The 14431-nt window shown below is 33.0% G+C and carries 14 protein-coding genes; 5 read left to right on the top strand and 9 right to left on the bottom strand.

Annotation, left to right across the window (positions count from 1 at the left end; translation table 11 throughout):
* Positions 1-2: 2 nt before the first annotated feature.
* Positions 3-194: a cbb3-type cytochrome oxidase assembly protein CcoS gene (gene ccoS, locus SCB73_RS14390; RefSeq protein ID WP_320566907.1), complete on the bottom strand. Its 192-nt coding sequence runs from the start codon at positions 192-194 to the stop codon at positions 3-5.
* A gap of 116 nt (positions 195-310) precedes the next feature.
* A complete protein-coding gene (locus SCB73_RS14385; RefSeq protein WP_320566906.1) occupies positions 311-2698 on the bottom strand; it encodes a heavy metal translocating P-type ATPase in 2388 nt (795 codons plus the stop codon).
* A gap of 194 nt (positions 2699-2892) precedes the next feature.
* On the opposite strand from SCB73_RS14385, the gene SCB73_RS14380 reads away from it, so the two are divergent.
* Positions 2893-3573 carry a Crp/Fnr family transcriptional regulator gene (locus SCB73_RS14380; RefSeq protein WP_320566905.1) on the top strand — a complete coding sequence of 227 codons (681 nt, stop codon included), beginning with the start codon at positions 2893-2895 and terminating at the stop codon, positions 3571-3573.
* Here SCB73_RS14380 and mazG read toward each other — a convergent pair whose 3' ends face one another.
* From mazG to def, 3 genes are all read right to left on the bottom strand, one after another.
* Positions 3574-4344, bottom strand: a complete 771-nt coding sequence (gene mazG / locus SCB73_RS14375) for a nucleoside triphosphate pyrophosphohydrolase (RefSeq protein ID WP_320566904.1) — start codon at positions 4342-4344, stop codon at positions 3574-3576. It lies immediately after the preceding gene.
* 97 nt (positions 4345-4441) lie between these two features.
* Positions 4442-4924 carry a DUF5606 family protein gene (locus SCB73_RS14370; protein ID WP_320566903.1) on the bottom strand — a complete coding sequence of 161 codons (483 nt, stop codon included), beginning with the start codon at positions 4922-4924 and terminating at the stop codon, positions 4442-4444.
* A gap of 60 nt (positions 4925-4984) precedes the next feature.
* A complete protein-coding gene (def, locus tag SCB73_RS14365; protein ID WP_320566902.1) occupies positions 4985-5575 on the bottom strand; it encodes a peptide deformylase in 591 nt (196 codons plus the stop codon).
* Between the two features lie 203 nt (positions 5576-5778).
* On the opposite strand from def, the gene SCB73_RS14360 reads away from it, so the two are divergent.
* Positions 5779-8001, top strand: a complete 2223-nt coding sequence (locus tag SCB73_RS14360; RefSeq protein WP_320566901.1) for an FUSC family protein — start codon at positions 5779-5781, stop codon at positions 7999-8001.
* A 38-nt stretch (positions 8002-8039) separates the two neighbouring features.
* Here SCB73_RS14360 and SCB73_RS14355 read toward each other — a convergent pair whose 3' ends face one another.
* From SCB73_RS14355 to SCB73_RS14345, 3 genes are all read right to left on the bottom strand, one after another.
* Positions 8040-9533: a malate:quinone oxidoreductase gene (locus SCB73_RS14355; RefSeq protein ID WP_320566900.1), complete on the bottom strand. Its 1494-nt coding sequence runs from the start codon at positions 9531-9533 to the stop codon at positions 8040-8042.
* Between the two features lie 126 nt (positions 9534-9659).
* A complete protein-coding gene (gene ruvX, locus SCB73_RS14350) occupies positions 9660-10076 on the bottom strand; it encodes a Holliday junction resolvase RuvX (protein WP_320566899.1) in 417 nt (138 codons plus the stop codon).
* 163 nt (positions 10077-10239) lie between these two features.
* Positions 10240-10872, bottom strand: a complete 633-nt coding sequence (locus SCB73_RS14345) for a PAS domain-containing protein (protein WP_320566898.1) — start codon at positions 10870-10872, stop codon at positions 10240-10242.
* A 284-nt stretch (positions 10873-11156) separates the two neighbouring features.
* Between SCB73_RS14345 and SCB73_RS14340 the strand changes: the two genes are divergently transcribed.
* A complete protein-coding gene (locus SCB73_RS14340; RefSeq protein ID WP_320566897.1) occupies positions 11157-11972 on the top strand; it encodes a 2,3,4,5-tetrahydropyridine-2,6-dicarboxylate N-succinyltransferase in 816 nt (271 codons plus the stop codon).
* Positions 11973-12100: 128 nt separating this feature from the next.
* Positions 12101-12847 (top strand): glycosyltransferase family 2 protein, encoded by a 747-nt coding sequence (locus tag SCB73_RS14335; protein WP_320566896.1) that lies wholly within the window; start codon positions 12101-12103, stop codon positions 12845-12847.
* Here the strand turns inward: SCB73_RS14335 and SCB73_RS14330 are convergent.
* Positions 12839-13564, bottom strand: coding sequence for a polysaccharide deacetylase family protein (locus SCB73_RS14330; protein WP_320566895.1), 726 nt, complete (start codon positions 13562-13564; stop codon positions 12839-12841). The genes SCB73_RS14335 and SCB73_RS14330 overlap by 9 nt on opposite strands.
* 42 nt (positions 13565-13606) lie before the next feature.
* Here SCB73_RS14330 and SCB73_RS14325 point away from each other — a divergent pair, with 42 nt between their 5' ends.
* On the top strand, positions 13607-14377 hold the full coding sequence (locus SCB73_RS14325; protein WP_320566894.1) for a glycosyltransferase: 771 nt from the start codon (positions 13607-13609) through the stop codon (positions 14375-14377).
* The last annotated feature ends 54 nt before the right edge of the window (positions 14378-14431 follow it).

Raw genomic sequence — 14431 nt, 5'->3', positions numbered from 1 at the left:
AATTATACTTGTTTTTCTTCGGTTGGTGAATTATTTTTCTGGGTAGTGATTTTGGTTTCATCATCAAAAAGCATTCTGACTGATGGCGTATAATCATCGTCGTACTGTCCAGATTTGACAGCGACAATAAAGGCTATGAAGAAGCCAATTGCTACGAAAATACTAACTGAAATTAATAGATAAATTACACTCATACCTTAAATTTATGTTAACAAAATTAGGAGGTTACTATCGCATAAAATATGATAATTATCATAGTCAAATGGCTTATGCTAAATTTAATAAAAAAACTCCTAAGTATTATTTATAATCATTTTAAATTTCTAGAACTGAAGTAGTTAGACATAAAAGTCACAAAACTTACAATTGTAATTGTGCTCAAAGGCATGATTATCGCCGCAACTAATGGAAGAAGATTTCCTGTTATTGCAAAAGCAAGCCCAACAACGTTATAAAGTAGCGATAAAGCAAAACTCATTTTGATAATCAAGATTGATTTATGAGAGAGTTTTAAAAAGTAATTTAATCGTGAGAATTCGCTAGCATCCAAGATTGCATCGCAAGCTGGCGAAAAGACATTAACATTCTCTGAAATGGACACACCGACATTGCTTTGTGCCAACGCCCCAGCATCATTTAAACCATCTCCAACCATCATGACATTAAGGCCGCTTTCCTGCAGTTTCTTAATAAATTCAAGCTTTTGTTCTGGTTTTTGATTAAAAATGAGTTCGGTTCCTGTTGGGAGGATATTTTCTAAATTTGCCCTTTCTCCATCATTATCACCTGAAAGCACTTTTAGTTTATAATTTTCACTCAAGGTTGAAAACAACGCTGCAAGGCCATCTCTATATTGATTTTGAAAATTGAATCTTCCATAATATTGATTTCCAATTCTGATATGAAGCGCTGTTTTTTCAATTTCTGAAGAATCTAAATCCGGGCTTCCTACAAATGTTGCCGAACCTATTTTTATAATTTCACTTTCGGCTTTCGCCAATAATCCTTTTCCAGTAATTTCTTCAAATTCATCAATTTTGATTCGTTTAGTTTCTGGCAAGAAATCATAAAGCATTCTGCTCAAAGGATGATTTGAAGCACGCAGTACATTTTTCAGCAAACTCATGTTTTCATCAGAAATTGCTGTTCCTTCGTAAACAATATTTGATTTTTTAGTTGTTGTAATTGTTCCCGTTTTATCAAAAACAATGGTATCAACTTTAGCTAATTGTTCGATTACCAAAGCATTTTTAAGGTACATTTTTTGTTTTCCCATAATTCTGAGAATATTACCAAAGGTAAATGGAGCCGTTAGCGCCAGCGCACATGGACAGGCCACAATTAAAACTGCAGTGAAAACATTGAAAGCCGTGTTGGCATCAATAAAAATCCAATAACCAAATCCTGCAAAAGCGATTAATAATAATATAGGAGTAAAATATCGGCTAATTTTATCTGTTATGGTTTTATGCTTTTGAATGACTTGTTTCTGGAAAATTTCATTACTCCATAACTGCGTAAGATAACTTTGAGAAACCGAATGCAGCACTTCCATTTCAATAACTTTTCCAATCTGTTTTCCTCCGGCAAATACCTTATCACCCGACTTTTTTGTTATTGGAGCTGCTTCTCCGGTAACAAAACTATAATCAATATCGGCTTTTTCACTAATTAAAATGCCATCAACTGGAATCAATTCCTGATTTCTGATCAATAACCTATTTCCTTTTAAAACATCATAAATAGGTACACTTTCTTCAAAAGCATCAGAATTAATTCTCGTAACCGCAATTGGAAAATAGGATTTAAAATCTCTTTCAAAACTCAAAAAACTATAGGTTTTGATTTGGAACATTTTTCCTAGAAGCATAAAAAAAACCAAACCTGTAAGGCTGTCAAAAAAACCGCCTCCATAATTCATTACGATATCAAAGGTACTTCTAACAAACATTACAATAATTCCCAAAGCGATAGGAATATCAATGTTTAGCATTTTTGATTTGATGCTTTTATAAGCCGAAACGTAATAACCGCTCGCTGAATATAAAAAACTCGGCAAAGCCAAAAGAAAAATCAAAATTCTGAAAAAAGGCTTGTAATTATCCAACCAAAACTCTTTGATTTCAAAATATTCAGGAAATGAAAGCAGCATGATATTTCCAAAACAAAAAAATGCAACTCCCAATTTATATGTTAAACTTCGGTCGACATTGTTTTTTCCGGTTTCATAATTTTCAAGACTGATATAGGGTTCGTAGCCTATCGAACTCAGCAAATAAGCAATCGATTTAAGAGAAACAAGCTCAGAATTGAATGTAATTCGGACTTTTTTTTGCGGGAAATTAACTTGAGACATACTGATTCCAGGTTGAATTCTGTTTAGATTTTCCAGAATCCAAATACAAGAACTGCAATGTATATGGGGAATATTTAAAGAAACTATTGAAGTATTTCCTTCCTGAAAATCGACGATTTTTGAAGTGATTGCTTCATTATCTAAAAAATCGTATTTCCCTTGAATATCTTGAGGAGTAGCACCTGGTGATTTTTCGAAATCATAATAACAGGTCAAATCATGAAGGCTAAAAATTTCATAGACGGTTTTACAGCCGGCGCAACAAAACTTTTTTTCATCAAAATTGATTTCTTCATTTTTAGGAATATCTATCCCACAATGAAAACAGCTCTGCTCAGTCATAATTTGTTTCTTTTTTAATGCAACAAATATTCCAAATAAGAATTAACTATAAATATGACATTTATCATTTGACAATGAAATCGAATTCTAATTTAATGAAATAAAATAGGCAAATTACATTCGTAAAATTTTTCTTCACATTTTAATGCCTTTCAATGCGAATATTGGTTAATTTTGCATTAAATTATTTTGCGATGAATAAATGTGATCAATGTATTGTACGCCAGTTGTCGTCTTTAAAAGCCCTTAGTAAAGAAGAAGTTATCAAATTAGCGAATAGCAAAACAAGTTACTCGATAAAAAAAGGGGAAGCTATTTTTGAGGAAGGCGAAGTTACCAACGGTGTATTTTGCGTAAAAGATGGTGTAGGAAAATTGTCAAAATTAAGTGCAAACGGTAAAGACCAAATTGTAAAATTGGTAAAGTCTGGTGAACTTTTAGGCCAGCGTTCTATGATCAGCAATGAACCGGCTAATTTAACTGCGAAAGCCGTCGCTGATATGGAGGTTTGTTTTATTCCAAAATCTGAAATCATACATTTTTTCAACAACAACAATCAATTTTCTTTGAATTTAATGCAATCCATTTGTGAAGATTTGAAAGAATCTGAAAACGACAAAATTGCTTTAGTGCAAAAAACCGTAAAACAGCGTTTAGCAGAAACTTTATTGCATTTGCATGACGAATTTGGAGAAAATGACGATAAAACCTTGAAAGTTCAACTTACTCGCGAAGAACTTGCCGGAATTATTGGTACCGCAACTGAAAGCTGTATTCGACTTTTATCTGATTTTAATAAATTAGGGCTGATTGAGCTTGTTGGAAAAAAAATTATGCTAAAAGATGTTCGAGCATTAAAAAAAATGGCCGAATAATTACAGCTTTTTAGCCTCGTTCCAAAAAACGTCCATTTCAGCCAAAGTCATTTCTGAAAGAGGTTTTCCTAATTCGCTGGCTTTGCTTTCCAAATATTGAAATCGCTTGATGAATTTTTTATTGGTACGTTCCAAAGCATCTTCGGGGTTTATATTTAAAAATCGGGCATAATTGATCATTGAGAATAAAACGTCGCCAAATTCGGCTTCGATTTTATCTTGATTTCCTGATTTTACTTCAACTTGCAGTTCCTCTAACTCTTCCTGCACTTTGTCCCAAACTTGATGTGGTTCTTCCCAGTCAAATCCAACTCCTTTTACTTTATCTTGAATTCGACTCGCTTTTACTAATGCTGGAAGACTTCTTGGAACTCCTTCCAAAACTGATTTTTTGCCTTCTTTAAGCTTTAGTTTTTCCCAGTTTTGTTTTACTTCTTCCTCATCTTTTACAACTGTATCGCTGTAAATATGCGGATGGCGATGAATCAATTTATCGCAAATTTCATTACATACATCGGCAATATCAAAATCATTGGTTTCTGAGCCTATTTTGGCATAAAAAACAATATGAAGCAACAAATCGCCAAGTTCTTTTTTGACTTCGTTTAAATCATTATCCAAAATTGCATCGCCAAGCTCATAAGTTTCTTCGATTGTCAAATGACGCAAAGTTTGAAGTGTCTGTTTTTTATCCCACGGACATTGCTCACGAAGTTCATCCATGATAATTAGTAATCTTTCGAAAGCCTTAAGCTGAAGTTCCTTGCTCATTTTGATGTTTTTTGATTTGTAACGGAATAGTGTAAAAGTAAAAAATCCTGTCAAGAAAACATCTCAACAGGATTAATATATTTGAATGCAGTAACTACTATTCTTCTTTTTTAGCTTTTGCTTTTTTAGCAGGCGCTTTTTTAGGTTTTTCTTCCGCTGCTTGAGCTTCTTCAGTTGCTTCTACTGCTGCAGGAGCTAAATCTGTAACCAATCCTTTTGCTTGAAGTGTGTTGTACCAGCTTAATACTTTTTTAATATCTGACGGATAAACTCTTTCCTCATCATAATCAGGCAAAATTTCTTTAAAATAAGTGCTTAATGTAGCATTATCTTCTTTATGCGAAATCGCTTGACCTTTATTTTCTTTAGTCGCAATTTTTTGCATTACTTCAGTTAATGGTTTTTCGCCTTCGTATGTATAAATTGAAATTTCTGACAATAAACTTACATTGCTTTTTAAGTTTACTGTGATTTTTTTTCCATCTGTTAATGATTCCGCCACAAAACCTGTACGAGTCTGAACTTTAAGTACATATAAACCTGGTTTCCCTGAAATGGCTAAAATTTTGTCTAAATTCATGTTTTATTAATATTAGTATTAGGAATTTTTATTGTATGTTTTTTTTGCTGCTTCCGATGATTATCTTCCTTTTTTAGCAGCTGCAAATTTCATTCTGTATTCTTGAAAAGTCTTGCCTTCGGTAATATTTTTCAATTTCTTTTGAATCAAACGCTTTTTCAAAGAAGATATTTTATCGGTAAACAAAACACCTTCGATGTGATCATATTCATGCTGAATAACTCTTGCAATAATTCCGTCAAAAACTTCTGTTTTCATTACAAAATCCTCTTCGCAATACTCGATTGTAACAGTTGGTTTTCTGTAAACATCTTCGCGAACATCAGGAATACTTAGACAACCTTCGTTAAAACTCCACTCTTCTCCTTCTTCCTTAATGATTTTAGCATTGATAAAAGTTTTCTTGAATCCTTTTAATTCTTTTTGCTCGTCTGAAGCCAAATCATCATCATCACTAAAAGGAGTTGTATCAATAACAAACAAACGAATTGCTAAACCTACCTGCGGTGCAGCTAGCCCAACACCGTATGCATTATACATGGTTTCATACATGTTTGCTATTGTTTCTTTTAGGTTTGGATATTCTGGCGTAATTGCCACACCTACTTTTCTTAAAACAGGATCACCATATCCTACAATTGGTAAAATCATTTGTATTAATTTATTGTATTATCTACTGTAAAAACTGAATTTTAGTTTCCTTCAATTCAGCTGGCAAAAATAGTAAAAAATAGTCTACTAATGATTTCAAACAGCATATTATATCTTATTTTTTACCTAGATGTTAAAATCTCATCCATAATTATGCCAAATTAATTCGTACAATTCTTACCTTTGTTAGTAAACCTCTATATATGTTTGATCGCATCTCGAAATTCACGAACAGTACATCTTTCTTAAACGCCTCAAAAGTAACTATTGCTTCGGTAGTTCCTGTCGTGATTTTAAACTTCTTAGGACATTTCGAAATAGGGTTTACGATCGCGCTTGGAGCCTTTTATACGTATCCCAGCGATATACCAAGTTCATTGAGCCACAAAATAAAAGGGCTTATTGTTGCTTCATTTATTGTTTCTGGGGTGACTTTACTTGTAAATTTTGCTTATCCCTATCCGCTTTTATTTTATCCTTTCTTGGGTGTTCTATTGTTTTTATGTTCAATGATTTCGGTTTACGGACAACGTGCAACACTTGTATCATTTTCTGCTTTATTATCTATTTCATTATCATTTGGGCATTTGAACCAAGGCTGGCAAGCGATTGAATATGCTGGATTTATTTTTCTAGGTGGTATTTTATATTTGATGGTCTCGCTAATTTTTCACTTTATACAGCCGTATAAATATGTTGAATTAGAAATTGCAGAAGGAATAAAGCTGACTGCAAAATATTTGAAATTAAGAGGTGATTTGTGGAATCCCGAAGCAAATAGAGACGCTATCACAGAAAAACAATTAGCGGTTCAAGTCGAATTGAATTTGATTCATGAAGATTTACGAAAAATGCTGATTGGAAATCAAAATGCATCAGGAACCACGGCTCAAAACCGTAAAATGCTTTTGGTTTTTATCACTTTAGTTGAAATTCAAGAACTTGCACTTTACACTTCATTCGACCACAGCAAACTTCATGAAAAATTCGCCAAACATCCAGAAGTACTTCGCACGTATCAAAATGTAGCTTACAAATTGGCATCGACTTTAAAAAAACTTTCTAAAAACGTACATCATATTGCGGTTTATGTGGATAAAAATGATTTGAAAAATGAATTGGACGCTCTTGAATTTGCCATTTTTGATTATGAAAAAAGCTTAGGAAAAGATGAAGCTTCAGAAGGTGTTTTGATGCTGACCAATATGCTGAATTATGCCAAAAACCAAGTTGGAAAAATCAAAATCATTCAGCGTGCTTTTTCATTGGCAATGCAATCGTACAAACTGAAAGACAAAGACAAAGAGTTGGAAAAATTCTTGACGCCGCAATATTATCCATTGCGAACATTGACTGAAAATTTAACTTTTTCATCCTCAATTTTCAGACATTCGATTCGATTGACCATTACAATTCTGATTGGTTTTCTGATCGGGAAAATACTTCCGTTTCAAAATGTCTATTGGATTTTATTGACAATCGTTGTAATTATGCGCCCCGGTTATGGACTGACAAAAGAACGTTCTTATAACAGGATTTTCGGAACCGTTTTGGGAGGCGTCATCGCCTTCGGAATTGTCTCTGTCATTCAAAATCACATTGCGTTGAGCATTTTTTCAATCGTCTGTATGCTTTTAGGGATTTCATTTACGCAAATCAATTACAAAATCAGTGCGACTTTTGTAACCATGTATGTAGTTTTCATATACGGAATTTTGACACCAAATGTCGTTGAAGTAATTCAGTTCAGGATTTTAGATTCGCTTGCAGGAGCTATTTTGGCTTTTATTGCCAATCAGTTTTTATGGCCAGCATGGGAATTTATAAATACGCCAATACATATTGAAAATTCGATTCGGGCAAACCGAAATTACCTTAAAGAAATTGCTGATTTTTATAATAAAAAAGGAGAGGTTCCTACTTCATACCGATTAGCAAGAAAACATGCTTTTGTTGAAATTGGTAATTTGATGACCTCGTTTCAGCGTATGATGCAGGAGCCAAAGTCAAAGCAAAAAACCATGCCTTTGGTAAATAAACTAGTTGTGCTAAATCACTCTATTTTATCGGCTTTGGCTTCATTATCGACTTATATTCAGTCGCATCAAACTACATCGGCATCAGATTCTTTCAATTACATTATCAAAACGATTTTATCCAATTTAGATCAGTCGATTTCTATTCTGAAAAATGAAATGATTATAAAGGATACTTTTTTTGAAAAAGAAGATGTAACGTTGCAATTTGAAGAATTAAAACGCAAAAACTTTACACGTCTGGCCGAAGATGATGAACTTGACAAAGAAACGCGTCAAGCCAAAATGCAGGAAGCTCAAATGGTAATTGAACAATTAATCTGGATGAGCAATCTAGCCGAAAAGATTTTAAAAATCACAAAAGAGCTAAAAGCAACAAATCCAGATTAATTCATCTGGATTTGTTGTTTTTTATATCTACTTTAGGCTTAATTAAGCTTTAAAACTTCTGAAGTTTCTTTTCTAAGTTGAGCCAAAAGCTCTGGTTTGTCATTTAAAGTTTGACCGTAAGAAGGAATCATTTTTTTCAATTTAGCTTCCCATTCTGGCGTTTTAATCTGGTTTGTAAAACATCTACTTACAAGATCTACCATAATCGCTACTGCAGTTGACGCTCCAGGAGAAGCACCTAATAAAACCGCAAGAGTTCCGTCGTGTGTATTTATTACCTCAGTACCAAATTCTAAAACTCCACCCTCTTTTTCATCTTTTTTGATTACTTGAACACGTTGACCTGCTTTTTCAAGTTTCCAATCTTTAGAACGTGCAGAAGGCAAATATTCACGAAGCGCTTTCATTCTGTCTTTTGGAGACTGACGCACTTGCTCAATTAAATATTTTGTCAACGGAATATTGTGATATCCTGCTGCTAACATCGGAATTAAATTGTTTGACTTGATGGACAAAGGCAAATCTAAATAAGAACCATTTTTCAAAAAACGAGTTGAAAAACCTGCAAATGGACCAAAAAGCAATGCTTTTTCGCCATCAATTACACGGGTATCAATATGCGGTACTGACATTGGAGGGGCTCCAACGCTAGCTTTTCCGTAAACTTTAGCTTGGTGTTTTGCAATAACTTCTGGATTTGTACATTTCAACCACTGGCCACTTACTGGAAATCCTCCATATCCTTTTCCTTCTGGAACGTCGGCTTTTTCTAATAATGGCAATGAACCTCCTCCTGCTCCAATAAATACAAAACTCGTATAAGCTTTGCGTTTTTGTCCAGTTGAAAGATCTGTGATTTTGATTCTCCAAGATTTATCTTCGCGCTGTCTTAATTTTTTAACCTCGTGATTAAAAAACAAACTTACACCATCTAATTTTTCAAGATAATTGAACATGCTTCTGGTCAAAGCTCCGAAATTAACATCGGTACCAATTTCCATGTATGTAGCCGCCAATTTTTGGTTATCTTCCCTGCCTTCCATCACTAATGGCATCCATTTTTTCAGCTGCTCAAAATCAGTACTGAATTTCATTTCAGAAAAAATTGGATTGCTTTGTAAAGCTGCGAATCTCGTTTTTAAGTATTCAACGTTTTTATCGCCCCAAACAAAACTCATGTGAGGAACACTTCTTATGAAATTTTCTGGTGAAGGAACTTTATTTTCCTTCACTAAGTAAGACCAAAACTGGCGTGAAATTTCAAAAGATTCTGCTATACTGATTGCTTTTTTAGGATCAATACTTCCGTCCGCCTTTTCTGGTGTATAATTTAATTCACAAAAAGCAGAGTGTCCAGTTCCTGCATTATTCCAAGCATCAGAGCTTTCAGCTGCAGCAACATCTAATCTTTCGTAAATTTCAATTTTAATATCCGGTTGCAGCTCTTTCAAAATTAATCCAAGAGTTGCACTCATAATTCCAGCTCCAATAAGCACTACATCACTATTGGAACGTATTGTATTGTCAGGCATAACAGTATTTGTTTTTAAAAATGCAAAGGTACTTTTTTCAATCGCAAAAAAAAACTAAATTTTGCATGATAAAAGTTAGGAAATCATATTTTTTTCTAAATAAAGTGAAATTTTTAAGCCGGAAACTTAAAATCGATTAGAAGAAAGATAGTCTTGTAGCATAATCGTTGCAGAAATTTCATCGATCAGTCCTTTATTTTGGCGCTGTTTTTTGCTAAGACCGCTGTCGATCATGGTTTGAAATGCCATTTTTGAAGTAAAACGCTCATCAACGCGAACCACTTTCATGTCTGGAAAAATATTTGAAAAATGAGTTACAAAACCTTTTATAATAGAAGCACTTTCTGAGGGTTGGCCGTTCATTTGTTTTGGCTCCCCAATTAAAACCGCTTCGACTTTTTCTTTGGCAAAATAATCTTTTAAAAAATCAATCAAAGTATGTGTCGGGATTGTAGTCAAACCCGATGCAATAATTTGCATTTCGTCTGTAACTGCAATTCCTGTGCGTTTTTGTCCGTAGTCTATGGAGAGAATTCTTGGCATTTTATATTTTTTTCAAAGATAATCATTTTAGTTTTAGCTTTTCAAAATGCGTACTAACAACGTTTTCTTGTCTACGTTTAAAAAATTGAAAACAAAAAAATCCACTTTAAAAAACTTCAAAGCGGATTCGTCCAAAATATTCAAAACCTAAAAAAATTCAAATTTATCTATTAAAAAGTCTTCTAAAAAAGCCTCTTTCCTCCTCTTCTTCGTCTTCTGCCTGCTGTTCGTATTGTACAAATTTAGATTGAGATTTTTCATGCTCGAGAATCAACTCCTTAATATATTCTACGTATGATCTCTTTTTTTCCTCTAAAAATCCAATTAAATATTTTTCACTGAATTCAACTCCGCTCGCTGCTTCAATCTGCAAAAGCTTTTTATATAATGGTTCGATATGCAACGAAATCACCTCATGAGGAACAGCTTGTCGTCTTCCAAAATAATTGACAATTACGCCATTTTCATCTTTTGCAATTTCAAAATCTGTAATAACCCAGTAATATCTCCCTGATTTTGCTAAGTTTTTTACTATTGCGTGAAAATTTTTCCCTTGTTTCAGATTCTCCCAAAGCACTTTAAAAATAACCTTTGGCATATCTGGATGACGTATAATATTATGAGGCTGTCCCATCAATTCATAATCCTCGTAACCTGAAACATCAACAAATACTTCATTAGCATATTCAATAATACCAAACGCATTTGTTTTACTCATAATTACTTGCGTCTTGTCCCAAGTAACTTCTTTATCGATTATTGCAATTTTGCCTTGAAGCTGATTTTCCTGATTCATAATGTAGTGCTTATATAATTTGTTTTGGAATGGTTTGTATCAATTCCAATTGTTTCATTGAAATTAACGGCGCGAAAGTAGCTTGAAGAAAAAAAGCAAAATCTGATTTTTGTCATATTTTGATATAAAAAAAACTTTTAGAGGTATTTAAAAAGTTACAGATTCATATTGGAATTATTTTATTTATCAAATTCAAAACAAAATGTTACACACGTAACACTTTCAAAAGGTTTTACTTTTCCGCTTTTCCACAAATACGTTATCTTTGCCAAAAATTAAAACTTATGAATTCTTTACAGACTATAATTGAACAAGCTTGGGAAAACAGAGCTTTATTACAAGAAACTGCTACAACTGATGCTATAAGAGAAGTTATCGAATTAGTAGATGCAGGAAAATTACGTGTTGCTGAACCTGTTGGTGACAGCTGGCAAGTAAACGAATGGGTTAAGAAAGCGGTTGTAATGTATTTCCCAATTCAAAAAATGGAAACATGGGAGTCTGGTATTTTTGAATACCACGACAAAATGTTGCTAAAAAGAGGATATGCTGAAAAAGGAATTCGTGTAGTTCCAAATGCAGTTGCGCGTTACGGAGCATACATTTCTAGCGGTGTTATCTTGATGCCAAGTTATGTAAACATTGGTGCTTATGTTGACGAAGGAACTATGGTTGATACATGGGCGACTGTTGGAAGCTGTGCACAAATTGGTAAAAACGTACACTTGAGTGGCGGTGTTGGTATTGGCGGTGTTCTTGAGCCATTGCAAGCTGCTCCAGTAATTATTGAAGATGGTGCCTTTATTGGTTCTCGTTGTATTGTTGTAGAAGGAGTTCACGTTGGTAAAGAAGCGGTTCTTGGTGCTAACGTTTGTTTGACTGCTTCAACAAAAATTATTGACGTTACAGGTGATGAGCCGGTTGAAATGAAAGGTTTTGTTCCTGCACGTTCTGTTGTAATTCCAGGAAGCTACACTAAGAAATTTGCTGCTGGAGAATTCCAAGTTCCATGTGCATTGATTATTGGTACACGTAAACCATCTACAGATTTAAAAACTTCTCTAAATAATGCGCTTCGCGAATACGACGTTGTGGTGTAGATTTAATAAAAATCAATTTAAAAATCCAAATTCCAATGTAATAATTGGAATTTGGATTTTTTTTTGCATTATCAGAAAAAAAAATTATACTATTGCACAAATTTTATAAGATTTAAAACTGCCTTTTTATGTCTAAAAATAAAAAATTATCTGTCATTATATTAACTTATAATGAGGAATCCCATATTAGTGATGCAATAAAATCTGTAGCATTTGCTGATGAAATAATTGTTTTAGATTCTCATAGTACTGATGCAACTGCTGAAATTGTTATAGACCTTGGTGCTGAGCTTCTTTTTAGAAAATTCGACAATTATTCGAATCAAAGAAATCATGCCATTGAATCTGCAAAAGGTGAATGGATTCTTTTTCTTGATGCCGACGAAAGAGTTACACCTGAACTTAGAGATGAAATTTTAGAGAGCATTCATTCAAATAAAGCTGATGCCTACAGAATCTGGTTTCCTCACTTTTTTATGGACCGCTTTTTATTTCATTACACAGATAAGGTAACGCGTTTGATGAAAAATGAAAATCTTCGTTTTGAAAATGAAGTGCATGAAAAATTAGTTGTAAAATCAAAACCGCCTGTATTAAAAAACTACATGATACATTATACCTATAAAGGCCTATTTAATTTTATATACAAAAAAGATAGATATGCATGGTTTCAGGCAAAAATGTCACATCAAAAAGGGAAAAAAGCAACTCTTTTTCTATTATTCTTTAAACCTTTTTACCGATTTTTCCATACTTACTTCGTAAAAAGAGTTTATCTTGATGGAGTTCCTGGATTAGCAGCTGCTTCAATTGATGCGTATGGTGTTTTTTCTAGATATGCAAAAATGGTATTGCTTGAGAAGGATTTAGAATAATTTTAATTTTCCAAATCGTATTTTCAATTTAAAAACCATTAGGCTATCAAATCCCTTAATATCAATACGTTTAATTTCGTAATTATCTTTAAACGGAAATGAATTGGGCCTATTTCCTATTTTTAATCCAAATTTCATCTTATTTTCTTTAAGTACTATTTTGAAATTTGCATTTTCGGCACCTTCTTTTTGGTAATTCCCGTACGGATATGCAAGTGCGGGAAATACGTTAAGATTATGCTTTTTGATTTCCTCCTCGCATTTTAAAAAATCGTCTTCGATTTCTGATGTGCTCAACGTGTCATATTTATTATGTCCGTATGAATGATAACCAAGTTCAATGATATCATTTGGCAATTCTTTTAATTGCTCGACAGACATAATTTTTTGTTCAGGTTCTCCCGTATCCTTATTCCACGAATCTGTTTTTCCTATGTATTTAAAAGGAATAAAGAAACTGGCTTTTAAGTTGTATTTTTTCAATAAAGGCAAAGCAAAAATTAACTGATTTTCAGTGACATCGTCAAAAGTTAGGATAATACTTTTTTGCGGAATCGTTTTCATTTTTTCTAATTCAGAAAAATGAAATGTCTTATAATTATTGTCACTTAAATATTGAAATTGTCTTTCTAAATTTTGTACCGAAACTGTCAATTTATTACAATCTGAAGAAGATTGACAGACATTGTGATACATTAAAATTGATAATTTAGACATTTTAATTAATTTTCGGCAAAGTTATGGTTTTTAACATTATTTTTGGCGAAAAAATCAGAAATCGTGTTGGCAGAAAAAATAAGCATCATCTCGCTTTGTTACAATGACGAGACCTACATAAAAAAACATTTCGACAATTTATCATTTGCCAATGAGATCATTCTAATTGACAATAACAGCACGGATAAAAGTGTTGAAATTGCTAAAGAATTGGGCGCAACTGTTATTTCGCAAAACGACAAGTTCAAAGCTGATTGCATAAAATTGGCAATTGAAACTGCAAAAAACAATTGGGTAGTATTACTTAATTGTACCGATCATCTTTCTGAGGAACTTATAAACGAAATGAGTTCTGAAATTTCCAAACCAAAAACTGAAGCATCCTATTTTTCGGGACAAACCTTGTTTTTCTTTGGAAAAACAATAAAATATGGCGTATTTTTAACAAGAAAGAAACTCTTGCTTTTTGACAAAACGAGATACTCTTTTAGTGAAGTCGCATATAACAGCTTTTTTAAAAGGCCAAAACGCTTCAAAAACAAAATAGAATCTTTTGCTTATAAAAATTTCGATGATTTTAGCAACAGGGTAAACATAGTTCGAAAAGAAGAAGCTTTGGTTTTGTTTAAGAAAAACAAAAGACCTACTATTTATCATTTTTTCATAAAACCATTTTTCATTTTTATAAATCAATTTTTTCTAAAATTAGGCTTCCTTAATGGTCGCGAAGGATTTATTTTGGCTTATATATATGCTTTTTCCATATTAAAGCGTTATTTTATCCTATGGCTGTTATATCGTAATATGGATTGATTTGTTCAATACATTTAAAAAAAGCCTTAATTTAAAATACTCAAAACAATTTAA

Source organism: Flavobacterium sp. KACC 22761, from assembly GCF_034058155.1.
Classification (GTDB): Bacteria; Bacteroidota; Bacteroidia; order Flavobacteriales; family Flavobacteriaceae; genus Flavobacterium.
This window is presented reverse-complemented; position numbering and strand designations above follow the sequence as displayed.

Coding starts and splice junctions, on each gene's coding strand:
- ccoS (WP_320566907.1), bottom strand. CDS start 194: ATGAGTGTAATTTATCTATTAATTTCAGTTAGTATTTTCGTAGCAATT.
- SCB73_RS14345 (WP_320566898.1), bottom strand. CDS start 10,872: ATGAATCAGGAAAATCAGCTTCAAGGCAAAATTGCAATAATCGATAAA.
- SCB73_RS14330 (WP_320566895.1), bottom strand. CDS start 13,564: ATGTCTAAATTATCAATTTTAATGTATCACAATGTCTGTCAATCTTCT.
- SCB73_RS14340 (WP_320566897.1), top strand. CDS start 11,157: ATGAATTCTTTACAGACTATAATTGAACAAGCTTGGGAAAACAGAGCT.
- def (WP_320566902.1), bottom strand. CDS start 5,575: ATGATTTTACCAATTGTAGGATATGGTGATCCTGTTTTAAGAAAAGTA.
- SCB73_RS14370 (WP_320566903.1), bottom strand. CDS start 4,924: ATGAATTTAGACAAAATTTTAGCCATTTCAGGGAAACCAGGTTTATAT.
- SCB73_RS14355 (WP_320566900.1), bottom strand. CDS start 9,533: ATGCCTGACAATACAATACGTTCCAATAGTGATGTAGTGCTTATTGGA.
- SCB73_RS14385 (WP_320566906.1), bottom strand. CDS start 2,698: ATGACTGAGCAGAGCTGTTTTCATTGTGGGATAGATATTCCTAAAAAT.
- ruvX (WP_320566899.1), bottom strand. CDS start 10,076: ATGCCAAGAATTCTCTCCATAGACTACGGACAAAAACGCACAGGAATT.
- SCB73_RS14380 (WP_320566905.1), top strand. CDS start 2,893: ATGAATAAATGTGATCAATGTATTGTACGCCAGTTGTCGTCTTTAAAA.
- mazG (WP_320566904.1), bottom strand. CDS start 4,344: ATGAGCAAGGAACTTCAGCTTAAGGCTTTCGAAAGATTACTAATTATC.
- SCB73_RS14360 (WP_320566901.1), top strand. CDS start 5,779: ATGTTTGATCGCATCTCGAAATTCACGAACAGTACATCTTTCTTAAAC.
- SCB73_RS14335 (WP_320566896.1), top strand. CDS start 12,101: ATGTCTAAAAATAAAAAATTATCTGTCATTATATTAACTTATAATGAG.